This window comes from Nostoc sp. LPT (assembly GCF_017115165.1).
GTDB lineage: Bacteria > Cyanobacteriota > Cyanobacteriia > Cyanobacteriales > Nostocaceae > Nostoc.
Genome location: NZ_JABXKF010000108.1, coordinates 20,661 through 43,279 on the forward strand (window position 1 = coordinate 20,661; position 22,619 = coordinate 43,279).

Here is a 22,619-nt window from a genome sequence, read left to right on the forward strand (position 1 = left end):
CAATTAGCTAATAGCTATATGAAGATATTAACAACAAAGAAAATTATTTTGGTTGGCGGTGGCATCGGTGGCACTGCAACTGCGCTTGCTCTTTACCGGGCTGGATTTGAACCCATTGTTTACGAGCGCACGGCAACATTACGCGAAGTTGGGGCAGGAGTCGCGCTTTGGGCGAACGCTACTCATGTCTTAAAGGAGTTAGGCGTGTTGGACGATGTGTTACGCGAGAGTGATCTAATTACCAATTATCAGTTCTTCTCCCAGATGGGCAAAGAATTAATGAACCTCTGCATCAATCATTTTGAAGTGCCAGCTGTAACCATCCATCGTGCTGATTTGCAGGCGCTGCTCTGGCGGAAACTATCGAGTGAGCATTTATGTTTTGGGTCAGACGTTTGAGCGTTTCGAGCCAGTTGGAGACAAAGTTCATGTCTATTTTACTGGTGGTTTAGCAGAGGTCGGTGATGTGTTGATTGGAGCCGATGGACTCAGATCAAAAGTGCGATCACGCCCGTGGGGCGCTCTCAAGAGTTAACATTTGAGGTATCGTTTGAACTGTCGGCTTGTAGCAATCGCACAACACGGCAGGGGTTACCAACAGCAACTACGTTAGCTGGAATATCTTTAACAACTATGCTCCCTGCACCAATTGTAGTGTTGTCACCGATAGTGACACCCGGACAAATGATGACACCACCTCCAATCCAGACGTTGCTACCAATTTTGATGGGAGCAGCCAGTTCCAATTCTCGCTTGGCTAACCGTAGATCAGGATCAGTAGGGTGATAGGCGGTGTAAATTTGGAGATAGGGACCACACAGAAGATTATCGCCCAACTCTACTATGTTACAGTCTAGAATCACACCGCCGTAGCCTATGTATACATTGTTGCCTGCATGGATATTACTGCCATAATCACAGAAGAAAGGCTGGACAATCTCGGAGTTACTGCCAAGTTTACCCATCAAATCTTGCAGAAGTTGAAGTTGCTTTTCTGGTTCCTCTTCCGTTGTAGCATTATAGAGACGGAGTAGTCGGCGTGCTCGTTTGCGTTCAGCATTTAGCTCGCGATCACTAGCGAGATACAACTCACCTGCCAGCATCTTTTGCTTTTCTGTTTTTTGTAAATTTGTCATTCTACTCCTCAAATTTCAAACTGGGGTTTAGACTAAAAGCGATATGAGAGAACGCACATCAAATGGAATTAGAGATTAAAAATATTATCTTGTCAGCCTTAAAGCATCCGCGACCTTTAACAATTATGTAGTATGCCTGATTGAGTCCATTATCTTTAGGCTGAGACTAGATCGGGAATGATCAGAAAAAAAGGGGTGTCTGATTGAATACAGTCCCCATGAAATGATTTTTAGACTAGCTCTTTGACATTTTACCGTTCTTCCACAGTTGATTCACTAAAAACAGCTACGTACAACCACCCTGCTAAAATAGCCCCCAAAATCGGAGCTATCCAGAACAGCCAGATTTGGGAAAAAAGTTCTACACCTGCAAATAGAGCAACTCCAGTACTACGAGCAGGATTAACCGAGGTATTGGTTACAGGAATGCTGATTAGGTGAATCAAAGTGAGTCCAAAACCAATTGCCAGTGGTGCAAATCCTTTAGGAGCGCGGTTATCAGTCACACCCAGAATAATCAGCACAAACATGAAAGTCATCACAACTTCAGTAATCAGGCAAGCAAACAGCGTGTAACCACCTGGAGAATGAGTACCATAGCCGTTGGTAGCCAGTGGGTTGAAGCCAGTCAGCGTAAATCCAGTTTTGCCGCTAGCAATCAGGTAGATAATGCCCCCAGCAACAACTGCACCGATCACTTGAGAGAGGATGTAAGGTAGTAAGTCAGACCCCGGAAAGCGCTTACCTGCCCATAGTCCAAACGAAACAGCTGGATTGAAATGACCACCAGAAATATGACCAAAAGCATAAGCCCCTGTGAGGACAGTAAGCCCAAATGCCAGGGATACACCTACTAATCCAATACCCAATGGAAAAGAAGTATTCTCGCTGATTTTTGTAGCATCTTCTGTGTAGGCGGCGGCTAGAACAGCACTACCACAGCCACCTAAAACAAGCCAGAATGTGCCGATAAATTCGGCCAAACAACGTTTCGTGAGAGACATTTTCAGAAAACTCCTTGTTCAGCTACAAACGAGTAATAGCTATGTTGAATTATGCTTGAGTCATTCCTGTCAACAGGAAATCCATTGCGTTTGTTTGGTTATGAAACTAAATCGAAAAAATAGTAATTTGTTTTTTCCTCAATAATTGTGGTGAGAAAATATGAAGATACTGGAAAAGCTAAAATCCCAAAAAAATGCTTAATTTATTAAGAATTTTGCTCTGATGATATAAAACTCATATTTGATTTTCTAAATATCCGTAGGGGAGCCAGTGCGTTGCGGTGAATCCAGCGCTTTAGGCGGGTTTACCGCCGTAGGCGACTGGTGTTAGCGTAGCGGTAGCAACTGTGCGTAGCGTCACCAGAAGGGAGGTTCCTGACGCTCGTAAGCGTTGCGTTACGTTACGCGATAACACAATGCCAGTCCGCTCAAGTCGAGCCAGCCGCTTGCGGGGGTTTCCCCCGTTGTGCGGACTGGCGTGGGAAACCCGCCCACAGAACTGGCTCCCCTACATTACTTAAATTTTTTCAAAAATCAAATCGTATTGGTATATATCTGTTGAGATTCTTGATCCAGTGCGTTCTATTAAAAGTTATTACGAAATTCAAATAATTTTTGTGCTTTATACACTTTCAGCTTAAAAAATTTGGGTTTTTCCTGTTACGGTCGTTACTTTGTGACTGTTTAGGGGATGTCATCATCCCTCAAAATATGGACTTACACAGGTGAACGAAAAATCAAGGGTTTAGGCAAAGCATTGCCAAGCCAGTGCCAAGTTCATGTTAAGAAAGTTAAAGCAGATGGGGCATTGACTAAACAAAAAATTGAACCAATGCCGCCATTTGCTATCCGCTGTTTGGACAGTCAAAACAAGTTCACATCACGCAGTTAGTTCTCTCTAAAATTAAATTTATTCGTCAATCTGCCATGAATCCTTAGTTAATTCTTCATCCAGAATTTTCTTAGGACGCACGATAATAATAATTTGTCCTAGTAGAGGAATTTCTGGCTCAGTTTCAAACCACTGAAAATCTAATTCACCACCATTTTCAACAACAAAATAGCTGGAGGCATCCCATTCTCGTTGGGCACGATCTATCACAACTACGACGGGCCCTGTTTGGGTTTGGGTTTGGATGGGGAAGCGATCGCTATTTGCTAAAATCACTACTGGATCTTCTGCCGCCAATAGCACTTGCCAGCCTGGTAAGGGCACCCAAGCTTGCTCTCCAGAAAACTTGACCATCCGAAATGGTTCAGTTTCAGTCAAAATCGGCACAGCTTGCAAGTCTTGCCGCGATAATGGCAACTCGCCTACCACAGGCAAGATGCGGGGTAACTGTTCTTCAAATTCCAGACGGTAAAAGGGTAAAATTGGCGCTGGACGCTGGGGAACTGTAGTAAAATCAGTCAGTAACTGTTCGATTTTTTGTCTTGCCCCTGGCGTGTGAGCAAAACGCAAACCTTTGGCGATTAGGCGCGATCGCTGTTGTAAATCTGCATTTTGGCGTGCTAGTTTCCAAACTTGGTGAGCAACAGCATCCCCAGGATGAGCAGAAAACCCTTCTGGTAAAGTGCGGAAATAGGAGAATTCTTTAATTGCTTTTGCTATATCCCGTGCCTCATCAGCATCAACATTTTGGACAAAGATCAGTTCGGCAGCGGCGGCGCGTTCTTCTTGAGTAAGTAAACGTAGCTCGTATAAAACATCGCTGCCACGTGTGGCATAGTGCGATTGCGTTTCTGCCGATACTCCAAACTTTTCCAAAGAATTGTAAACTTGAGAACCAACAACCACCTGATTTTGTTGAATCGGCTCAAATCCAGTCGCCTCAAAAATTTCTTGGGGGTTATAACCAGTTTTTAGCAACGAGGCGATCGCGGTTCCCCATTCCACCCAGTTGCCTTGTTTTTGCCTCAGCCTTCGCAGTAACTCTTGTGCTACATCATTGTTAGCATTATCTTCGGGATTCTGAGTGTTGGGTGGTAAATCGGTCATAATCGGAGTGCGAGCTTCAACTTGAGAGGCTAATTAACACCTCATGAGCAAGTCTTATTCTAATCTATACCCAGACCTACACCTCATCCACGATCAAAACTGCCATAGTTTTGCTGATTTAGTTGGTTTTTATAGCGCAACATTTTTTAATTCAGATATTTGGGCAGACAAATTTCCTCTGTAGCGCTCACTATTAGCGTTCTCAAATATGCAAAATAACTCCGTATAAACCCTTGGCGGTCTTCGGCTATTCTCAACTAAACTTGGTATGGAATATAACAAGAGAGTGAATATTTAAAGGAATATCTATGAATAAACCCAATCTCGAAATTGATAAAGTCCAATCTCAAGTTATGACTCTCGAACGACCAAAAAAGCTGAAAATCCTGGTAGTTGACGATGAGCCAGATAATCTCGATTTACTTTATCGCACATTTCGACGCGACTTTAATGTTCTGAAAGCTGATAGTGGGGTGAACGCTCTACAAGTTTTGGCAGCAGAAGGTGAGGTAGCGGTGATTATCTCCGATCAACGGATGCCAGAAATGAAAGGGACTGAGTTTCTCAGCAAGACTGTACCTCAGTTTCCCGATACAGTGAGAATTATTCTCACTGGATTTACTGATATAGAAGACTTGGTAGAAGCAATTAATGCTGGACAAGTCTACAAATATATCACCAAGCCTTGGGACCCAGGCGAACTGAAGGCAGTGGTGCAAAGAGCAGCAGAAACCTACGACTTACTCAAGCAACGTACAGAAGAATTACGCCGTGCTCATGCTCAAATGGCGCTGCTGAGTGTTTTGGTACAGGTAACTCAAGCCGCTTCTAGCTTAGAAGAAACTCTTGCTCCCATTGCTAGAGCTGTGAGTGAAACTTTTGGGGCAGACGGCTGTATTTTACAACTTACAGATGGAAATATTCTGGTTGCAACTCAAGGAACTTATAGCGATACAGGTACAATAGAAAATTGGCTATCTCTTGACCCACTAATTAGGGAAGCGATCGCCACGGGACAAATGCAAGTTTCCTTAAATGTACTGAAAGACACTAAATTAGTTGATGCAATTCACTACCAAAATACGGGTGTGCAAGCACATTTAGTGATCCCAATTAGCTACCGCCATCAACTTTTGGGTGTATTGTCGCTACAGTGGAAACAACCTTGCACTTTGCGAGAAGATGAATTGGTGCTAATTAATTTATCAGCACAACTGGTAGCGATCGCTCTGACTAGTAGTGGTTGCCATCAAACCACTGTGTAGTTGTCATTTGTCCTTTGTCATTTGTCCTTTGTCCTTTATCCTTGGCAAATGACAAATGACTAATGACCCTTCGGGTGACGCTCCTGCGTTGCTAACGCTGCGCTAACGCCAGTTGCTCATGGGGGAAACCCCCAAGACCGCACTGGCTCACCAATGACCAATGACTTATTGACCAATGAGTAACGAAATTCAGTCCATTTTTAACCGTATTGCTCCAGTTTATGACCAGTTGAACGATTGGTTGAGTCTGGGACAGCATCGAATCTGGAAGGAAATGGCAGTAAAATGGAGTGCAGCCAAACCAGGAGATACTGCATTAGATTTGTGTTGCGGTAGTGGTGATTTAGCTTTACGTTTGGCACGGCGTATCGGAGCAACAGGACAGGTGTACGGTGTGGATTTTTCCCCAAACCTGCTAGAAAACGCTAAAGAACGCTCTCAAAGGCAGTACCCCAAACCTACTATTAGCTGGCTAGAAGCTGATGTCCTCGATTTACCCTTTGACGACAACCAATTTGATGCCGCAACAATGGGCTATGGTTTAAGAAATGTTAAAGATATTCCCCGGAGTCTCCAAGAGTTATACCGTGTTTTGAAGCCGGGAGCTAAAGCCGCAATTTTAGACTTTCATCGACCGAGTAATCTTCAGCTACGCGCCTTTCAGCAGTGGTATCTGGACGGTTTGGTGGTACCAGTTGCCAATTATTTAGGCTTAAAAGAAGAATATGCTTACATCAGTCCCAGCTTAGATCGCTTTCCTATTGGCAAAGAGCAAATAGAGTTAGCTCATCAAGTTGGTTTTGCTGTTGCCACACACTACCCCATTGCGAACGGTATGATGGGAGTGCTGGTAGTCAACAAAATTGAGTGAGGAGTTAGGAGTTATAAGTCAGAAATTATGAATTATCAGTACTGATAAATTCTCGTTTAAAATTTATCATTCTTAACTCCTCACTCTAAATTCCTAACTTTTTTAATTCTTCCCTTGGACTGGTCTCATCTTTGGCTTTATGTGTCTCCCCCGGTACTGGGTGGAATTATTGGCTATTTCACAAATGATATAGCCATCAAAATGTTGTTCCGTCCTTACCGAGCAATTTATATCGCTGGACAAAGAGTACCCTTCACCCCTGGATTGATCCCCCGCAATCAAGAGCGTCTGGCTAAGAACATTTCCAATACAATCATGGGGTCATTGTTGACACCACAAGAATTGCAAAATCTGGCGCGGCGTTTGTTGCAAACAGAACGCGTGCAATCAGCAATTCTCTGGTTGTTGCGGTTGGCAATTGAACAAATCAAAACAGATAAAAACGAGAAAAGTGCCAAAATTGTAGCGGGAATTTTGCGGGATTTACTAGGAGAATCCTTGCCACGATTGCTCAAGGTTTTAGCGCGGCGTGAAGATTTTTTGGAAGTGCAGATTAATCAAATTTTTGACCAGATATTGCTAGAATTTCAACTGAGTGAAGAACAAGCTACGCGACTTGCTGATTGGTTGTTGCAAGTAGTTTTACCGCCGGATCTTCTTCGCCAAACGATAGTTGATTTTTTGACCGATCGCACCATTCAAATTATCGATGAAGGCTTCCGCGAAAAAACTAGTGGGACTTATTGGGTAGTAGCAAATTTGTTTGGCTTGCGTAATACTCTTACACGGCTACGAACTTTTTGTTTGGATGAAAAGGAGACTGCTAATACTCGCTTGCAGGAATTGACTCAAGATTTGCAGATCCGCGATCGCATTCGGAAATTACTGCAAAATTTATCATTACAAAACTTGCCAATGGGGACGGTGCGCCAACTCCGAAAAACCACCCGCGAAAGTGTCCGCCATTACCTGCAAAATAGTGGTAGTGATTTTTTACAAGGATTAACTGATTCTGTTGATTGGCAAAATATTGCTGTAGTGCTGCTGAATCGTCTTAGTACTTCACCCGTTGTAAGTACTTCTTTAGAAGTCATGAGTCAAGAGTTGGCTCTAATTTTAGAGAAGTATTTGGAAAAAGATTTAGAAGCAATTGTGGCACAGGCTATTCCAATTTTGTCGATAGATGAAGTCATAGTTGACCGTGTAAAATCAACTTCAGCGGCTGATTTAGAAGCTGCCATTGAGGGAATTGTAAAGAATGAATTACAGGCGATTGTGACTTTAGGTGGTGTTTTAGGTTTTGTTATCGGGTTATTGCAGACAGTATTTTTAATATTAAGTCAATATTAATTTTTTGTTTTTGCCTGTAAATTTTTATCAAATTATAGTTGTAATTTGGCCAGATTATGGAGTGAGTGGAATTGAGCGATCGCCTTTTGAGAAGAGATGTGAGTAAAAAGCGATCGCTAACTCAAAATCTGTGCTAAATCCAGTAGAAATCCAGGCAATACATCCTCTCCTGATAAGCTAGTGGGCGATCGCAAAACCTCAACATCCTTTCCTGGGCGGTAAATTTCCACCTGTTGGTTTTGCGGATCAATCAGCCAACCCAAGCGCACACCATTGTCAATATATTCCTGCATCTTTTCTTGCACAGTCTTTAAACTGTCTGAAGCAGAGCGTAATTCCACCACAAAATCGGTAGCCATTGGTAGGAATCTGGCGGGATCTGGATTCAGGGCTTCTAATCGCTCCCGGCTCACCCAGGATGCATCAGGAGAACGATTTGCACCATTAGGGAGCTTGAAACCAGTTGAGGAGTCAAAAGCCAAACCTGTACCATCAGCATCAGCCCAAAACTCTAACCGGGCTGTTAATTTTGAATTCCGATTTCCGCTTTCCCATCCAGTTGGTGGCATGATAATTAATTCTCCTTGTGCCGTGCGCTCAAGTCGCAAATCTCGATTATTTTGACACAGTTGGAAGAACTGTTCATCTGTTAGTTCAATCGTGGGGCTGAGGTTCAGAATCAGGGCAGTCATAGTTGCCTCTCAAATCTTGCTAACTGTAGCGTAGCACTCAGTTAACATACTAGGTTGACCATCTAATAATTACCATGCTTACTAGAGAACTATTTTCAATCATGTAAAAATTTGTTTCACTGTTATCTGTCTGATAACAGCAGATGAGAGTTGATGTTTTTCTCTTAGCTTCTACTAGCAGGACACTGTATTCAATCACACCCTTTTATTGTTCTATTGACTTAGCACATTTAGTCTAAATTTCAGAACCTGTCCTCGCCCCAAACTAAACAGAGAAAGCGTTATAGCTCTCTTTGAATGCTTATGACATCATTTTGCTATACTATTTTTTAGTATTAAATTTTACATATAATTGAAAATTATCTTAGTTAAAGGCTTATATTGTAAATCTGATTAATATTAGAGAGTATATTAAATGAAAGAAAGACAAAAAATCACTAGGTTTGACGGAATATCAAAGTGGTTATCTAACTCAGTTAGTGAATCTGAAGATAAGCGGTACACACATCGTCTGCTTACAGAAGATAAAAGCCAACGAGATATAATTATCAATGAATTAATATTAATCGTTCAAAAAGCCCATGAAGATGCTCGATATCGTCTTCGTAAATTAGCAGGAAATTCTCTCGCTCCATTTGGAGATTTTTCAAAAAGCGACCCAAGCGATGGCTATCCTGAGCGTCTTAATATTATATCCCGCCAGGGTTATTTTGGAGAGATATTTTCAGGAATCATTGCTGAAAATTTTGCTCCTTTTGGGCAGGATGATTGGGAAGTTCCTGCTTTTCTTTTTCGGTTTCATTTAGTTGAGTTTCAGCATTTAGAATTTCTAAATCAAACTGAAGAGATTGCAAAAAAGCGACCTGGACGTACAGGTGATGATTGTCTTGCTTTTCTACGTAACAGCGAAGGAGTAATTATTGCTTCTCTAGTTTGTGAAGCTAAATGCACAACTAATCATTACACAAAAATGATAGCTGAAGCACATAAAAAGGCAAGTGGACCACATATAAAGCCTGTTGATATCCCACAAATAATTGAGATTTTGGGGGATTATGATGATCCTTTTTCATCTGAATGGGTTGATTCTCTAAGAGTTTTATGGCTAGAAAAAGTTAATATAAATTATGAACGCTGCGATTTAATTAGTTATATTTGTGGTGAACATCCTGTCAGAAATCCAACCTGGATATCTCCCGAAAAACCACATGAACAATATACAGCAGGAAGAAGACTCGAAGCAGTTGAAATTCATCTTCATGAAGTTGAAAATCTTGTTATAAGTGTCTATAGTCAGCCAGCAAGTGCAACACCTTCAGTAAATATTTATACTCAGATAGTTCACCAACCAGATGATTCAGAGTTTGCTTTTGCAACCTCTGATGTCATAGTAGAGGGGGAAGTTCTGCAAAATGAGATGACTCAACCAAGTAACGAAGTCATTGCTTTAGCAACAGAACTACAAAAAAGTCTGGCAGGTAGCAGGCTTACACCAGCAATTGCAAAACTTTATAGCCAACATACCAGACTTCGTGCAGGAGGAAAAGGATTAACTGGGTGGCGAGAAGATGAAGCAGGTGAAAGATTAAATGATGCTATGCGCCTTGTTGAGGCCGCATTTATACAGCGAGAAGCTGGAGATACTAACTGGCGTAATGGAATGCTACGGGCTGGTGAGTTATTTGAATGGCTATCTCATCCCCAACTAAACCCGGATTTTTTACCAATTAGTTTACTTGCAGCAGCTGTGTATGAACTTGCTGGTTATCCTGCTAGAGCTGCGGGTTTACTCAATGAAGATATAAGTGAGGGAATAGAGTCAGAAATTCTACGTTCTTTGCTAAAAGCTGATTTTCCCAGTTTATTGCAACGGCTTACAGAATATTGGGCAACTGCAACATCATCAAATTTCCAAACTGAAACAAGTCTTCTTTGGGATGACACTGATACAGATGCTGACAGATTTAACAAGTTGATTGTTAAAGAAACTGCTAGTTCTTTAGGAATTTTATGTGCAAAAATGCGCTGGGGAAATGAACCAAGATTAGAAAGAGCTATTGAAAAACTTTCTGATATTGCTAAGGTGCTTCTTCATGGGCATGACACTTATTCTTGGCTTTTAGGTAAGTTATGTGCTGAAGTTACGTCTGTATATATACAAACTTCTCTACGACATCATTTAGAATTGCTTTCTCAGATGATTACTCCAAAGGGTAGAGATTTCTTAGAACGTTATTTACGTCAAAGTTATCAAAAGTGTAAAGCTTTAGCATGGCGTTCTCAAATTTGTGGAATTGAACGACTAGCCACAGCAGAATCATTTGCTCTTTGTACTCCTACAGGTTCAGGAAAAACAACGATAGCTGAAATTGCAATTTTGCAAAGCTTGTTTTTTGAAACAACAAATTCTAACAACTTAAGTAACTCTGATCCTTTAGTAATTTACTTAGTGCCAAGCAGAGCGCTTGCTATAGAAGTTGAATCAAGTCTGTCTCGTGTTTTAAAGCGTTCCACTAATAACAATGTCATAGTTACAGGTTTATATGGAGGGACTAACTGGGGGCCAACAGATGTATGGCTAACATCAGAACAGCCGACAGTTTTAATTTGCACTTATGAAAAAGCAGAAGCTTTGATGAAATTTTTGGGTACTCTATTTATTCGTAGAGTTTCTCTTCTTGTTATCGATGAAGCTCATGCAGTTCAATTTGATGGTAATAAAGATTCTTTACAAAAATCTGAAAGTAGATCCTTACGCTTAGAGTCATTAAGTGCAAGACTGTTTACTTATATAGAACAAAACAATAGCCGAATTATTGCACTATCTGCTGTTGCATCACAAACAGAAAACGCATTAGCAAGCTGGATAGAGAATCAAACCAACGCTAGCCCAGCAAAAACATATTATAGAAGTACGCGCCAATTAATAGGGCGGCTTGAATGTCTCCCAGCAAGAGGATTTAAAATAAACTATGACTTACTTGATGGTAGAAGGTTAACATTTGAGGAAGATGGTCAAGCCACACCCTTCATTCAGAGTCCATTTCCAACATATCCCCCTGCTGGTAAATTAGAAACAAACAAAAGTTCTGGAAAGCGTCTTCGCCCTCATCTATTCTGGACTGCTATGCACTTAGCATCGCCAGATGATAAAGGACAGCAACGAGCAGTACTTATTTCAATAACACAGCAAATTGGCGGTTATGCTGAAGATTTTTTGTATCTTTTAAATAAAAAATGGACAAAAATATCAAAACCTTTATTCTTTCAACCACCTTCCGAACCAGAAAAAGTTAAAATTTGGGAGGATTGTTTACGCTCTTGTGAAGACTATTTTGGTACTGATTCCCGCGAATACCAATTACTACAGAAGGGAATTGTGATACATCATGGAAAAATGCCTGGGTTAATGGCTAGATTGCTGATCGATTTAATAAGAGAGCAAATTGTACATTTAGTTGTGGCAACTTCTACACTTTCTGAAGGTGTTAATCTCCCTTTTGAAACTGTTCTAATTCCCAGCTTACAACGTTGGTCAGATAACGATCAAAAGTATATAGATATCAATTCTCGTGAATTTGGTAATTTGGTTGGTCGGGCTGGACGGCCTGGATTTGGAACTGAAGGGCGTAGCTTAGTGGTTTTGCTTAGTACTGAATCTATAGAGCAAATAAAAAATACGAAAGACAAATATAATGCCAGTAAAACTCGTGACAAATACAACTCTTTGATAAAAAATTTAACAGTACAAAGTAATGAGAATTATGAAATTTCAAATTTCCCAAGTCCTTTAGCTCAATTATTGCTTCATTTAGAACAACAATGGCAAAGTATTTCTCTTTCTAGCTCACAAGATGCTTTTTTAATCTGGCTAGAACAAACTGCACCACTTTCTTACAACAATAATCTTTCTGAAGCATAATCATCAGCAATTGAAACTCTAGATTCACTAGATAGTATTTTACTGTCTGCAATTGTCGAAATTGAGCATCTAACAGCAAAAAATTTAAGCCCTAATGAGTTGGAAGAGCAACTTCAAAAAATTTGGCAAAGAAGCTTTGCACACTATGCTAGTTCCGAGCAAGAAAGATTAGAAAATTTATTTATCAAGCGAGGTAGAGCATTAAAAACAGAAATTTATAGTAATTATTCACAGCGTAGGCGTTTGTATCGTACAAGCCTGCCACCGCGTGCTGGAAATGAACTTTTAACTATTTATCCTAGACTTAAAGAGCAGTTAGAAAAAGGTAAAAATTATATAATTTGGACATACGACCAACGCTTTAACTATATTCAAACTGTGATTGGTGAACTCGGAAAAACATCAAAATTTAAGCTGAAGATTCCATCAAAGAAAACTTCAGGTGATACTTCCTGGAATGAAATATTAGGCTGGTGGCTTGACCCTATTAGAGCAATTAAACAACCCAAGCCTAGTCAAATTTCAAGCTGGCATTCATATATTAGTCAAAATTTTGGTTATCGATTTAACTGGGGGTTAGGAAGTGTTATTGCCCTAGCAATCGATGAAGCTTTTGGTGGCGAGTTAGTTGAATCATCATTGGAAAACTGGTCACAAACTGGACTACCTTGGATTGTTTTCTGGATGAAAGAACTTATTGTATGGGGAACTTTAGACCCAGTAGCTGCATACTTGCTTGCTAAAGCAGAAGATGTAACAACTCGTAAACAAGCTGAAGAATTAGCGCAAACTTACTATCACTACATTAGCGAAAGAGAATCGGAACCAAATGAATATCTTAATGCAGTGAATATCAAAAATTGGGTAGAACAATCATATTCCAGTGTTGAACGACATTTACCAACTCCCAAACCTCATAACCGAATTAATGTCAATTTGCTAAAAGATTTCAGTAAGGCTCCAAGCAAAAATTGGAGAGTAGTACCAGTAGAAGTTGGAGATAATATTCAATGGTTTGATTTAGCAGGATTTCCACTCGCAATTTGCCAAAAGCCTGAAAAGTGGCAGTCTGATTTTTTAAATACCTACGACTTCATGCTAGATGCGGAAAATCGATTTGTTTCATCAAAAATTTATGTTTGACTCTTCAAGGGATGCTTTGTCACTAAAGGCTCAATATATGCTTGTAGAGTCTCTTTAACTTTAGAAGGCTGACGAACTAGAGCGATCGTTTAACATAAAAAGTCACTAACTTACCCCTAGCATTTTGACCGCGACCATATAAAGTAAAAGGGACATTACATTTGAATATTGTCATACTGCTATCTAGCAGTTGTATAAACCACTGACTAGTTTGCTCAACTTCGCTCTCGTTCTCACTTCCCAAGAACAGGCGAGTCGCAACCATCAGGGTAAAAAGCTACCTGAGTACCGAACAGCGAGAAGAGGTGTTAAGTTGGCTCTCTAAAAAGGACTGCTGGGAACTTGGAGAATTGGAGTATAAACTAGCCTTCGAGTATGAAGTGATTTATGAGTCAAAACAAAGTTACTATGACTTATTCGATACTGCTGACATTGCTTGGAAGAAAACCACAAAGCTAAATCCCAAAGCCAACCCAGAGGCTGTGGCAGAAAAAAAAAGAGATTGAAACACCACTAGCAAGCAAGCGTTCCGAAATCGAAACCAGAAAATTGAGAGTGTTGTTAATTGATGAGTGTCATTTAATGTGGGGAGATTTAACTGATTATGTGTGGGGGAGAACTGATGCAGAAATAACAGTTCCAGTGGTGAATGAGCGCAATAAACAAACATATTATGGGGCAATTGACTATCAAGGAAGGAAAATTGCTGCTGAAAGCTTACGATAAGGGCAACTCAGAAAATACAATTGATTACCTGCAATATCTAATAACAGAGTCTCCTGAGCAGCAATTGTTACTTTTTTGGGATGGTGCGACCTATTATCGTTCCAAAGAAATTCAAGGGTTTTTGGATGAAGTTAATCAAGGTTTAACGATCGACCATTGGAAAATACGCTGTGTCCGTTTTGCACCCAACTGTCCCGAACAAAATCTTATTGAAGATATTTGGTTACAAGCTAAAACATGGGTTCGGCATTTTTGTGCCTTAATTCCCTCATTTTCACATTTGAAATGGATGTTTGAGTGGTTTATTCGACACACTACCTTTGATTTTGCCGCTCTTGGCATCTACGGAGTTTTTTCAAAAATCAAATAGGATTCCTATAGTTTGCTAATTGGCTGAGTGTCTTTTTTATCTCCTTGCTGTAGTCTGCCTTGTCCATCAAATTCTAGTGCATGAAAAGGGCAAGTAATAGTATCTCTTTCTTGACAAACCCAGCCGTCTGATAAGGGTGCTTGCATGTGCGGACAGATGTTATCAAGGGCAAACACTTCGCCTTTTTGGTTTTGCCAGACAACATAATCCTGTCCATTTAATGTGATTTTATTGGGTTTATTCACTCCCAATATAGATTTGTGCGCAATTAACCAAGGCGCACCAGGTAAAATTGGTTCCATTTTTCCTCCAAAATCTTGATAATTTTTTGAAAAGTCGCTAGATGCGTTAGCAAAAGGTAACGCAATCTTGAAACTTAAAAGTTGTAGACAAGCTGGTGTCGCCTGTTCTACATCACTCTTTTTAATGTAAATTGGGATAACTAAAGTCTTGTCTGCAATGGACGAACTAATACTACCGGGCATTTGATCGGCTAACTTCGGCTACTGCATAAACAAGTTATACAATTAACTAATTTTTTAGTTAGTAGATATTAATTTACGCCTAATGTGAATTAGGAAAAAAGGCGGGAGAAGTAAGAAGATGAAAGTTACCAGCTTTTCAACTCAGACTTCCCCTATGACTAGCATAGACTTTGGAACGTTAATTACAACAATCTTTGTCATAGTAGATGATTGGTATGACAAGCAAGTAAAAAATACAACACCGTTAAAACCAGGGGTGAAAGCAAGCATGAGTGATAGTGAAATCATGACACTAGCACTGGTAATGGATTATCTGCCATTTCCTGGAGAAACACAATTTCTCGGTTTCATTAGAGGAAATTAGATTCAATGGTCTCCAAATTTACTTTATCAGAGTCAATTTAATCGTCGGTTACGCAAATTAGATGGGATGTTAGAGGAGCTACGTCGCACTTGGGTAGAGCAATTGGGTGGATTAAGTGAAAAATATTTTATTCTTGACACCAAACCATTACCAGTATTGGGACTCAAACGTGACAAGCGATATAGTGACTTTGCAGGAAACGCTACCCCTGGTTGGTGTGCTGCGAGGGAGATGCGTTATTTTGGCTACAAGCTAGTTATGTTGTCAACATGGAATGGAATTCCGATATCTTATGACATTGTGCCTGCTAACACAGATGAGAGAATTGCTGCTGAGGGTGTCTTAGAGACTGTTAAATACAGTCATATTTACGCAGACAAAGGATTTATTTCTGCCGATTGGCAGGCGGCGATCGCTCGTCGCACTGGTAATCGCATCTGGACACTGAAGCCGGAGAACCAGCATCTTCAACATTCTCATCGCTTGAAGCGTTTTATTAGTCGTGTTCGCCAGCGTGTAGAAGGTGTTTTTCACGAAATTCAAAATACTGGTCGTAATCCCGATAGCGAAGCGGTAGCCGGTACTCCGGCGTCACGCTTACTCAACAAAACTGTTGATGGCTTTTGTCTACATATTGCTGCCAAAATTGCATCTCACACACTACGTTTGTTGCTTCGCCGACATTTTGGCATTAATGTTCTCACTTTCCAGTCTCAACCTCTTTAATTCACATTAGGCGTAATTTAATAAATTTAATCTTCTCTGTCAACTATTAACCAAGTTTTTAGTTAATATATTTTCGTTATGATGATGGAGCAATGTGGGTCGTTCAACGCAGTCAAAATTCTCATCTAAAAAGCCGCGTCAGGTGCGCGATGCAGAGGCGACGAAAAAGCAGATTCTCAATGCAGCGGAAGCGGAGTTTGGCAGAAATGGACTTCAAGGGGCGCGGATAGAGGCGATCGCTAGAGGTGCAGGTGTCACCACAGCGATGATTTACTACTACTTTCAGAGCAAGGAAGGACTGTACCAAGCGGTTCTACAACGTCCGGTGATGGAAATGCACGAAGGGTTGGGGCAGCTAAATCTGGATCAGTTCCCACCAGAGGAAGCTTTGAAACTACTAGTCAAAGAAGCGATCGCCTATGAAGCTGCTCACCCGCACAGAGGGATGCTTTGGTTCCAAGAAGCAAATCAAAATCAGGGAAAGTATTTCAAACAGGGGAATTGGCAAGAAAATTTTAGCTATCTGATCAAGATTTTAGAGCGGGGGATGACAGAGGGTTGTTTCCGTCAGATCGATCCATTTTTCACTACCCTGCATATTATTGGGGTTTGTAATTTATACTTCAACGCTTACAAAAACATCAAGCATACTAGACCCGATTTGCAACTACTGAGTCCAGAAATGATTGAGCAGCATACTCAAGCAGCAGTTAATTTTATTTTGGCTGGTGTGCAAGCAATCAAAGTTAAAAGTGAGGAGTGAGGAGTTATCGCTCTTCCATCACTCTCACCAGAGCATAAAACAATAATCCTTACTACACAAGACTTTCAGGCAAAAGAGATGATTTTAGCCATAATGTTAGAAAATAAAGCTCCAAACCCAGTTCCTGTCCTTTGTTTAAAAGTTGCCTGAAATTTTTCTTTGACCAGAGTGATGGAAGAGCGTTATATCATGTCCGGCTGATTAGTTATGATTCTTGCTTCTGTGCAAAAATCTGAAAACTCTTTCTCCCCCAGCAAGAACTGCCTTCTTAATGATAAGTCTTTAACCGGACATGATATTAGGAGTTATGTCAAAGGAGAGCAAGGCGAACAGCAGTGTTTGGCAAAAATTCAGGTAGTCGGTCAAATTAACTCACTCCAGCGACTATCAAGCGATCGCGCCTCACCTAGCTCAAAGTTCCTCTAACGACGGTAGCCGGAAGTTTGGGACTAAAATTATCTGCCACTGGTTAATTTTTAGATATGAAATTAATACTCAAATGTGTGAAGTTCCGACTCCTAAAAAAATTCAGTACTTTCTGTAAAGCACAGAGCAATACTTAGTTTAGTTTACACCTTGCGCCAAATCTCTCGGCATTTGATTTTATCATCCAAGCGTAATTCGCTTAAAACGCTAAATTTTAAGCTCAGAACACCAAACTTCGAACTCAGAACATCAAACTTTGAGAAGAGAACACCAAATTCCGAGCTTGGAACATCAAACTTCAAGCTCAGAACATCAAACTTTGAGTTCCAAACATCAAACTTCAAGCTCAGAATATCAAACTTTGAGTTCCAAACATCAAACTTCGAGTTCAGAACAGCAAACTTTGAGTTAGGAACACCAAATTACGAGTTGAGAACACCAAATTACGAGTTCGGAACATTAAACTTCGAGAAGAGAACACCAAACTTCGAGTTCGGATTTGTACCACTGTGGCAACTCCCGTTCATTAGCTGTTCCACATAAAAGTTGTATATTTCATTATGTTCACACTCAACAGTCATTCTGACTTTTTCAATTGTTTAAATTTTTAGTTATAGAAACAAAAGGACGCACTCATGGCAAATTCAGTTTTCAACTTATCTAACCTTAACGGCACAAATGGCTTTGCCATCAACGGCATCAATCCAGATGACCGTTCAGGCAACTCTGTTAGCAGTGCCGGAGACATCAACGGCGACGGTCTTGACGACCTGATTATCGGGGCAGATGGTGCCGACCCCAAGGGCGACTCCTCAGGGCAAACCTACGTGGTGTTTGGCAGCAAGGAAAGTTTTCCTGCCCAATTCTACCTCTCCACCCTCAACGGCACGTCGGGCTTTGCCATCAACGGCATCAATCCAAATGACTTCTCAGGCAAATCTGTTAGCAGTGCTGGAGACATCAACGGCGACGGTCTTGACGACCTGATTATCGGGGCAGATAGTGCCTCCCCCAACAGCATCACCTCAGGGCAAACCTACGTGGTGTTTGGCAGTAAGAAAAGTTTTGCTACCCAATTTAACCTTTCCACTGTCAACGGCACTAATGGTTTCACCATCAACGGCATCAATACATATGACTCCTTAGGCAACTCTGTTAGCAGTGCCGGAGACATCAACGGCGACGGCATTGACGACCTGATTATCGGGGCACCCTTTGCCGACTCCAACGACATCACCTCAGGGCAAAGCTACGTGGTGTTTGGCAGCAAGGAGGGTTTTGATGCCCAACTCAACCTCTCCACCCTCAACGGCACAAATGGCTTTGCCATCAATGGCATCAATGAAGATGACTCCTTAGGCAACTCTGTTAGCAGTGCCGGAGACATCAACGGCGACGGTCTTGACGACCTGATTATCGGGGCAGATAGTGCCTCCCCCAACGGCACCACCTCAGGGCAAAGCTACGTGGTGTTTGGCAGCAAGGAGGGTTTTGGTGCCCAACTCAACCTCTCCACCCTTAACGGCACGTCGGGCTTTGCCATCAACGGCATCAATCCAGATGACCGTTCAGGCTACTCTGTTAGCAGTGCCGGAGATATCAACGGCGACGGTCTTGACGACCTGATTATCGGGGCAGAATATGCCTCCCCCAACGGCACCAGTTCAGGGCAAAGCTACGTGGTGTTTGGCAGTAAGGAAAGTTTTGGTGCCCAACTCAACCTCTCCACCCTCAACGGCACGTCGGGCTTTGCCATCAACGGCATCAATCCAGATGACCGTTCAGGCTACTCTGTTAGCAGTGCCGGAGATATCAACGGCGACGGTCTTGACGACCTGATTATCGGGGCACCTTTTGCCGACCCCAACGGCACTAGTTCAGGGCAAACCTACGTGGTGTTTGGCAGCAAGGAAAGTTTTGGTGCCCAACTCAACCTCTCCACCCTCAACGGCACGTTGGGCTTTGCCATCAACGGCATCAATCCAGATGACCGTTTAGGCTACTCTCTTGGCAGTGCCGGAGATATCAACGGCGACGGTATTGACGACCTGATTATCGGGGCAGAAGATGCCGACCCCAACGACATCAGCTCAGGGCAAACCTACGTGGTGTTTGGCAACCGCGCTCCCGTCCTCGACCTTAACGGCAACTCACAGGGTATTGATTTTAGCACCACCTTTAGCGGCACTCCCGTCTCCATCATCGATAGCAACTTCACTCTCAGCGACAACAACACTACCCTAACTGGTGTTACTATTACCATTACCAATCTCTTGAATGGTGCTGCCGAAACTCTCAATGCCACTGCTATCGGCAACATCACTGCTACCTACAACCCCACCACAGGCACTCTCACCCTTAGCGGCACGGATACCATTGCCAATTATCGACAAGTCCTCAGCAGTGTTACCTACAACAGTATAGCTACCACTGTTAACACCATAATTGAGTTTGTCGTCGATGACGGGCAAGATTTGAGTAACACGAGTGCAGTAGCAACCACCACTTTGGGTTTTGTCCAGAAATTGATCACGGGCACAAGTAGTGCAGATATCCTTATCGGCACACCCAACAACAACATTATCGAGGGCAAAGCTGGTAACGACAAGCTCACTGGTAATGGTGGTCGAGACATATTCATCTTCTCAAGAGGCGATGGCATCGACACCATAACCGACTTTGGCGGCATAGGTATTGATTCAAATCCATCAGCGGCGGTAATTGCTGAAGTTGATACCTTGGATTTTACTAGATTAGGATTAACTGCGAAAAATCTGCAATTAAATCAAAATGGCAATAATCTAGAAGTCACTTTTGAAGATGTAAGCAATACCAAAGTCATTCTGGAAAACTTCAAATTAGAAAACTTGAATAATTTACCAGCATCTGATACCAGCCCAGCTATTGGCAATATCTTGTTTGATAACCAGAGGGGCATCGTTGACAGTTTTGATGTCTTCGATGCCAACTCCACTCAAACTGACTTGTTTAACCGGAACACCGTTACATTCCTCAATGACCTTAACAATAACATTGCGGGTTTTAAGGACTCCGACGATGTGATTAATGGTCAGGGAGGTGATGACATCATCGACGGCAAGAGTGGCAATGATTTGCTGCGGGGTGGAACTGGTAATGATACCCTCATCGGTGGTGCTGGCTCTGATACTCTGGTTGGCGGTGCTGGCAATGACGTACTTACAGGTGGTGAGGGTGTTGACAGATTCCTTTACAACACCGATGCTGCTTTTGACAGCACTGATGTTGGTCTAGATAGTATTAGTGGGTTCTACGGTGTATTTTTTGCAGCCACTACACAAAGTGACAAGATTGTGCTGGATAAGGATACCTTTAATACAATTACTTCTGTTCCGGGAATAGGTTTTAGTAACGAGAGTGATTTTGAAATCACTTCTTCAGCGGGGACTAGCACGGCGAAAATTGTCTACGATCCTGTGAGTGGGCAGTTGTTCTACAACGAAAATGGCAGTACGGCTGGTTTCGGCAGCGGTGGTCTATTTGTAACTCTAACTGGTGCGCCAATTCTCAAGGTATCTGATTTTATTATCCAAGCGTAGTTGGCTTGGAACAGCAAACTTTGAGTTCCAAACAGCAAACTTTGAGTTGAGAACAGCAAACTTCGAGTTGAGAACAGCAGACTTTGAGTTGAGAACAGCAAACTTTGAGTTTGGAACAGCAAACTTTGAGTTTGGAACAGCAAACTTTGAGTTGAGAACAGCAAACTTCGAGTTGAGAACAGCAGACTTTGAGTTGAGAACAGCAAACTTTGAGTTTGGAACACCAAACTTTACGTGAGTTCGACGAGTGCTATTTTGACCTCTCCCCCAGCCCCTCTCCTACGAGGAGAGGGGAGCAAAAACCCTCTAATCTCGTTACTCCTCCCTCGCCTTTTAGGAGAGGGAGGCTGGGAGGGAGAGGTCTGTCGAACTCACGTCAAACTTTGAGTTGAGAACAGCAAACTTTGAGTTTGGAACACCAAACTTCCAGTTCGGATTTGTACGACTGTGGCAACCCCCGTTCCTTAGGTGTTCCACATAAAAGTTGTATATTTCATTATGTTCACACTCAACAGTCATTCTGACTTCTTCAATTGTTTAAATTTTTAGTTGTAGAAATAAAAGGACGAACTCATGGCAAATTCAGTTTTCAACTTATCTAACCTCAACGGCACTAATGGCTTCGCCATCAACGGCATCAATGAACGTGACCGTTCAGGCAAGTCTGTCAGCAGTGCGGGAGACATCAACGGCGACGGTTTTGACGACCTGATTATCGGGGCAAGGAGTGCCCGCCCCAACGGCGAATACTCAGGGCAGAGCTACGTGGTGTTTGGCAGCCAGAAAAGTTTTGGTGCCCAATTCAACCTCTCCACCCTCAACGGCACAAATGGCTTTGCCATCAACGGCAATAACCAATTAGGCAGGTCTGTCAGCAGTGCGGGAGACATCAACGGCGATGGTCTTGACGAGGTGATTATCGGGGCACCAGAACCGAGCTACGTGGTGTTTGGCAGCAAGAAAGGTTTTGATGCCAGCTTTGACGCCTCCACCCTCAACGGCACGTCGGGCTTTGCCATCAACGGCGTCAATGATTTTTACAACTCAGATATCTCTGTCAGCAGTGCGGGAGACATCAACGGCGACGGTCTTGACGACCTGATTATCGGGGCATATTATGCCTCTCCCAACGGCTCCCGATCAGGGCAGAGCTATGTGGTGTTTGGCAACCGCGCCCCCGTCCTCGACCTTAACGGCAATTCTTCTGGAATTGATTTTAGCACCACCTTTAGCGGCACTCCCGTCTCCATCCTTGATAGCGACTTCACCCTGAGCGACAACAAAACTACTCTAGCTGGTGCCACCATCACCATTACCAATCTCTTGAATGGCGCAGGTGAAACTCTTAATGCCACTGCCATTGGTAACATCACGGCTACCTACAACCCCACCACAGGCACTCTCTCCTTGAGGGGCACGGATACCATTGCCAATTACCGACAAGTCCTCAACAGTGTTACCTACAACACTACAGCTACCACTGTTAATACCACAATTGAGTTTGTCGTCGATGACGGACAGGCTCCCCTTAACACCAGTGCAGTGACAACTACCACTTTGGGTTTTATCCAGAAATTCATCACGGGTACAACTAGTGCAGATATCCTCATCGGCACACGCAACAATAATATCATTGAGGGCAAAGCTGGTAACGACAAGCTCACTGGTAACGGTGGTCGAGACAAATTCATCTTCCGTCCTGGGGATGGCATCGACACCATCACCGACTTTGGCGGCGTTGGTAAACTCACATCTTGCACCTAACCGAACAAACCCATAAAAGGTAAATAAAAAGTACA

General features: G+C 42.3%; 20 protein-coding genes and 2 pseudogenes. 16 read left to right on the forward strand and 6 right to left on the reverse strand.

Annotation, left to right across the window (positions count from 1 at the left end):
• Positions 1 to 18: 18 nt before the first annotated feature.
• Both HWQ58_RS21000 and HWQ58_RS21005 read left to right on the forward strand, forming a co-directional pair.
• A complete protein-coding gene (locus HWQ58_RS21000) occupies positions 19 to 399 on the forward strand; it encodes an FAD-dependent monooxygenase (protein WP_292866755.1) in 381 nt (126 codons plus the stop codon).
• Positions 383 to 535: a hypothetical protein gene (locus HWQ58_RS21005; RefSeq protein WP_292866757.1), complete on the forward strand. Its 153-nt coding sequence runs from the start codon at positions 383 to 385 to the stop codon at positions 533 to 535. The genes HWQ58_RS21000 and HWQ58_RS21005 overlap by 17 nt, the downstream gene beginning before the upstream one ends.
• On the opposite strand, the gene HWQ58_RS21010 is transcribed toward HWQ58_RS21005, so the two are convergent.
• Positions 525 to 1,136: a sugar O-acetyltransferase gene (locus HWQ58_RS21010; RefSeq protein ID WP_292866759.1), complete on the reverse strand. Its 612-nt coding sequence runs from the start codon at positions 1,134 to 1,136 to the stop codon at positions 525 to 527. The genes HWQ58_RS21005 and HWQ58_RS21010 overlap by 11 nt on opposite strands.
• Positions 1,137 to 1,387: 251 nt before the next feature.
• Positions 1,388 to 2,140 carry an aquaporin Z gene (gene aqpZ / locus HWQ58_RS21015; RefSeq protein ID WP_292866761.1) on the reverse strand — a complete coding sequence of 251 codons (753 nt, stop codon included), beginning with the start codon at positions 2,138 to 2,140 and terminating at the stop codon, positions 1,388 to 1,390.
• 691 nt (positions 2,141 to 2,831) lie between these two features.
• On the opposite strand from aqpZ, the gene HWQ58_RS21020 reads away from it, so the two are divergent.
• On the forward strand, positions 2,832 to 3,032 hold the full coding sequence (locus tag HWQ58_RS21020; RefSeq protein WP_292866763.1) for a hypothetical protein: 201 nt from the start codon (positions 2,832 to 2,834) through the stop codon (positions 3,030 to 3,032).
• 18 nt (positions 3,033 to 3,050) lie between these two features.
• On the opposite strand, the gene HWQ58_RS21025 is transcribed toward HWQ58_RS21020, so the two are convergent.
• A complete protein-coding gene (locus HWQ58_RS21025) occupies positions 3,051 to 4,139 on the reverse strand; it encodes a RuBisCO accumulation factor 1 (RefSeq protein WP_292866765.1) in 1,089 nt (362 codons plus the stop codon).
• Positions 4,140 to 4,447: 308 nt separating this feature from the next.
• Here HWQ58_RS21025 and HWQ58_RS21030 point away from each other — a divergent pair, with 308 nt between their 5' ends.
• The 3 genes from HWQ58_RS21030 (at position 4,448) to HWQ58_RS21040 (ending at position 7,625) form a co-directional block, all read left to right on the forward strand.
• Positions 4,448 to 5,404 carry a response regulator gene (locus tag HWQ58_RS21030; protein ID WP_292866767.1) on the forward strand — a complete coding sequence of 319 codons (957 nt, stop codon included), beginning with the start codon at positions 4,448 to 4,450 and terminating at the stop codon, positions 5,402 to 5,404.
• A gap of 175 nt (positions 5,405 to 5,579) precedes the next feature.
• On the forward strand, positions 5,580 to 6,275 hold the full coding sequence (gene ubiE, locus HWQ58_RS21035; protein ID WP_292866769.1) for a bifunctional demethylmenaquinone methyltransferase/2-methoxy-6-polyprenyl-1,4-benzoquinol methylase UbiE: 696 nt from the start codon (positions 5,580 to 5,582) through the stop codon (positions 6,273 to 6,275).
• A 114-nt stretch (positions 6,276 to 6,389) separates the two neighbouring features.
• Complete coding sequence (locus HWQ58_RS21040; protein ID WP_292866771.1) at positions 6,390 to 7,625, forward strand: DUF445 family protein; 1,236 nt, start codon at positions 6,390 to 6,392, stop codon at positions 7,623 to 7,625.
• A gap of 116 nt (positions 7,626 to 7,741) precedes the next feature.
• Here the strand turns inward: HWQ58_RS21040 and HWQ58_RS21045 are convergent, their stop codons facing one another.
• Positions 7,742 to 8,317 (reverse strand): Uma2 family endonuclease, encoded by a 576-nt coding sequence (locus tag HWQ58_RS21045; protein ID WP_292866773.1) that lies wholly within the window; start codon positions 8,315 to 8,317, stop codon positions 7,742 to 7,744.
• 415 nt (positions 8,318 to 8,732) lie between these two features.
• Between HWQ58_RS21045 and HWQ58_RS21050 the strand changes: the two genes are divergently transcribed.
• Positions 8,733 to 12,239 carry a DEAD/DEAH box helicase gene (locus tag HWQ58_RS21050; RefSeq protein ID WP_292866775.1) on the forward strand — a complete coding sequence of 1,169 codons (3,507 nt, stop codon included), beginning with the start codon at positions 8,733 to 8,735 and terminating at the stop codon, positions 12,237 to 12,239.
• Between the two features lie 99 nt (positions 12,240 to 12,338).
• Positions 12,339 to 13,382, forward strand: a complete 1,044-nt coding sequence (locus tag HWQ58_RS21055; protein WP_292866777.1) for a hypothetical protein — start codon at positions 12,339 to 12,341, stop codon at positions 13,380 to 13,382.
• Between the two features lie 76 nt (positions 13,383 to 13,458).
• Here the strand turns inward: HWQ58_RS21055 and HWQ58_RS21060 are convergent, their stop codons facing one another.
• Positions 13,459 to 13,647, reverse strand: a complete 189-nt coding sequence (locus tag HWQ58_RS21060) for a hypothetical protein (protein WP_292866779.1) — start codon at positions 13,645 to 13,647, stop codon at positions 13,459 to 13,461.
• 7 nt (positions 13,648 to 13,654) lie between these two features.
• Between HWQ58_RS21060 and HWQ58_RS21065 the strand changes: the two are divergent.
• Positions 13,655 to 14,478 (forward strand): annotated as a pseudogene (locus tag HWQ58_RS21065) (IS630 family transposase); the annotation flags it as partial.
• 17 nt (positions 14,479 to 14,495) lie between these two features.
• Here the strand turns inward: HWQ58_RS21065 and HWQ58_RS21070 are convergent.
• Positions 14,496 to 14,780: pseudogene (locus HWQ58_RS21070) on the reverse strand (Rieske (2Fe-2S) protein); the annotation flags it as partial.
• Between the two features lie 337 nt (positions 14,781 to 15,117).
• Between HWQ58_RS21070 and HWQ58_RS21075 the strand changes: the two are divergent.
• The 7 genes from HWQ58_RS21075 (at position 15,118) to HWQ58_RS21105 (ending at position 22,584) form a co-directional block, all read left to right on the forward strand.
• Complete coding sequence (locus HWQ58_RS21075) at positions 15,118 to 15,327, forward strand: hypothetical protein (protein ID WP_292866781.1); 210 nt, start codon at positions 15,118 to 15,120, stop codon at positions 15,325 to 15,327.
• On the forward strand, positions 15,328 to 16,053 hold the full coding sequence (locus tag HWQ58_RS21080; RefSeq protein ID WP_292866792.1) for an IS982 family transposase: 726 nt from the start codon (positions 15,328 to 15,330) through the stop codon (positions 16,051 to 16,053).
• A 94-nt stretch (positions 16,054 to 16,147) separates the two neighbouring features.
• Positions 16,148 to 16,816 carry a TetR/AcrR family transcriptional regulator gene (locus HWQ58_RS21085; protein WP_292866783.1) on the forward strand — a complete coding sequence of 223 codons (669 nt, stop codon included), beginning with the start codon at positions 16,148 to 16,150 and terminating at the stop codon, positions 16,814 to 16,816.
• Positions 16,817 to 17,023: 207 nt separating this feature from the next.
• Entirely contained in the window at positions 17,024 to 17,242 is a 219-nt protein-coding gene (locus HWQ58_RS21090) for a hypothetical protein (protein ID WP_292866784.1), read from the forward strand.
• A 635-nt stretch (positions 17,243 to 17,877) separates the two neighbouring features.
• The gene (locus HWQ58_RS21095) at positions 17,878 to 20,820 is read left to right on the forward strand and encodes a hypothetical protein (RefSeq protein WP_292866786.1); all 2,943 of its coding nucleotides are present in this window, start codon (positions 17,878 to 17,880) and stop codon (positions 20,818 to 20,820) included.
• 46 nt (positions 20,821 to 20,866) lie between these two features.
• Positions 20,867 to 21,058 carry a hypothetical protein gene (locus tag HWQ58_RS21100; RefSeq protein ID WP_292866788.1) on the forward strand — a complete coding sequence of 64 codons (192 nt, stop codon included), beginning with the start codon at positions 20,867 to 20,869 and terminating at the stop codon, positions 21,056 to 21,058.
• A gap of 335 nt (positions 21,059 to 21,393) precedes the next feature.
• Positions 21,394 to 22,584 (forward strand): FG-GAP-like repeat-containing protein, encoded by a 1,191-nt coding sequence (locus tag HWQ58_RS21105; RefSeq protein ID WP_292866790.1) that lies wholly within the window; start codon positions 21,394 to 21,396, stop codon positions 22,582 to 22,584.
• Positions 22,585 to 22,619 lie beyond the last annotated feature (35 nt).

Excerpts from the sequence above, each read along its gene's own strand:
- HWQ58_RS21030 (WP_292866767.1), top strand. The coding sequence starts at position 4,448 with ATGAATAAACCCAATCTCGAAATTGATAAAGTCCAATCTCAAGTTATG.
- HWQ58_RS21105 (WP_292866790.1), top strand. The coding sequence starts at position 21,394 with ATGGCAAATTCAGTTTTCAACTTATCTAACCTCAACGGCACTAATGGC.
- HWQ58_RS21010 (WP_292866759.1), bottom strand. The coding sequence starts at position 1,136 with ATGACAAATTTACAAAAAACAGAAAAGCAAAAGATGCTGGCAGGTGAG.
- ubiE (WP_292866769.1), top strand. The coding sequence starts at position 5,580 with ATGAGTAACGAAATTCAGTCCATTTTTAACCGTATTGCTCCAGTTTAT.
- HWQ58_RS21025 (WP_292866765.1), bottom strand. The coding sequence starts at position 4,139 with ATGACCGATTTACCACCCAACACTCAGAATCCCGAAGATAATGCTAAC.
- HWQ58_RS21095 (WP_292866786.1), top strand. The coding sequence starts at position 17,878 with ATGGCAAATTCAGTTTTCAACTTATCTAACCTTAACGGCACAAATGGC.
- HWQ58_RS21020 (WP_292866763.1), top strand. The coding sequence starts at position 2,832 with ATGTCATCATCCCTCAAAATATGGACTTACACAGGTGAACGAAAAATC.
- HWQ58_RS21075 (WP_292866781.1), top strand. The coding sequence starts at position 15,118 with ATGACTAGCATAGACTTTGGAACGTTAATTACAACAATCTTTGTCATA.
- aqpZ (WP_292866761.1), bottom strand. The coding sequence starts at position 2,140 with ATGTCTCTCACGAAACGTTGTTTGGCCGAATTTATCGGCACATTCTGG.
- HWQ58_RS21090 (WP_292866784.1), top strand. The coding sequence starts at position 17,024 with ATGATTCTTGCTTCTGTGCAAAAATCTGAAAACTCTTTCTCCCCCAGC.
- HWQ58_RS21060 (WP_292866779.1), bottom strand. The coding sequence starts at position 13,647 with ATGGTTGCGACTCGCCTGTTCTTGGGAAGTGAGAACGAGAGCGAAGTT.
- HWQ58_RS21050 (WP_292866775.1), top strand. The coding sequence starts at position 8,733 with ATGAAAGAAAGACAAAAAATCACTAGGTTTGACGGAATATCAAAGTGG.
- HWQ58_RS21000 (WP_292866755.1), top strand. The coding sequence starts at position 19 with ATGAAGATATTAACAACAAAGAAAATTATTTTGGTTGGCGGTGGCATC.
- HWQ58_RS21045 (WP_292866773.1), bottom strand. The coding sequence starts at position 8,317 with ATGACTGCCCTGATTCTGAACCTCAGCCCCACGATTGAACTAACAGAT.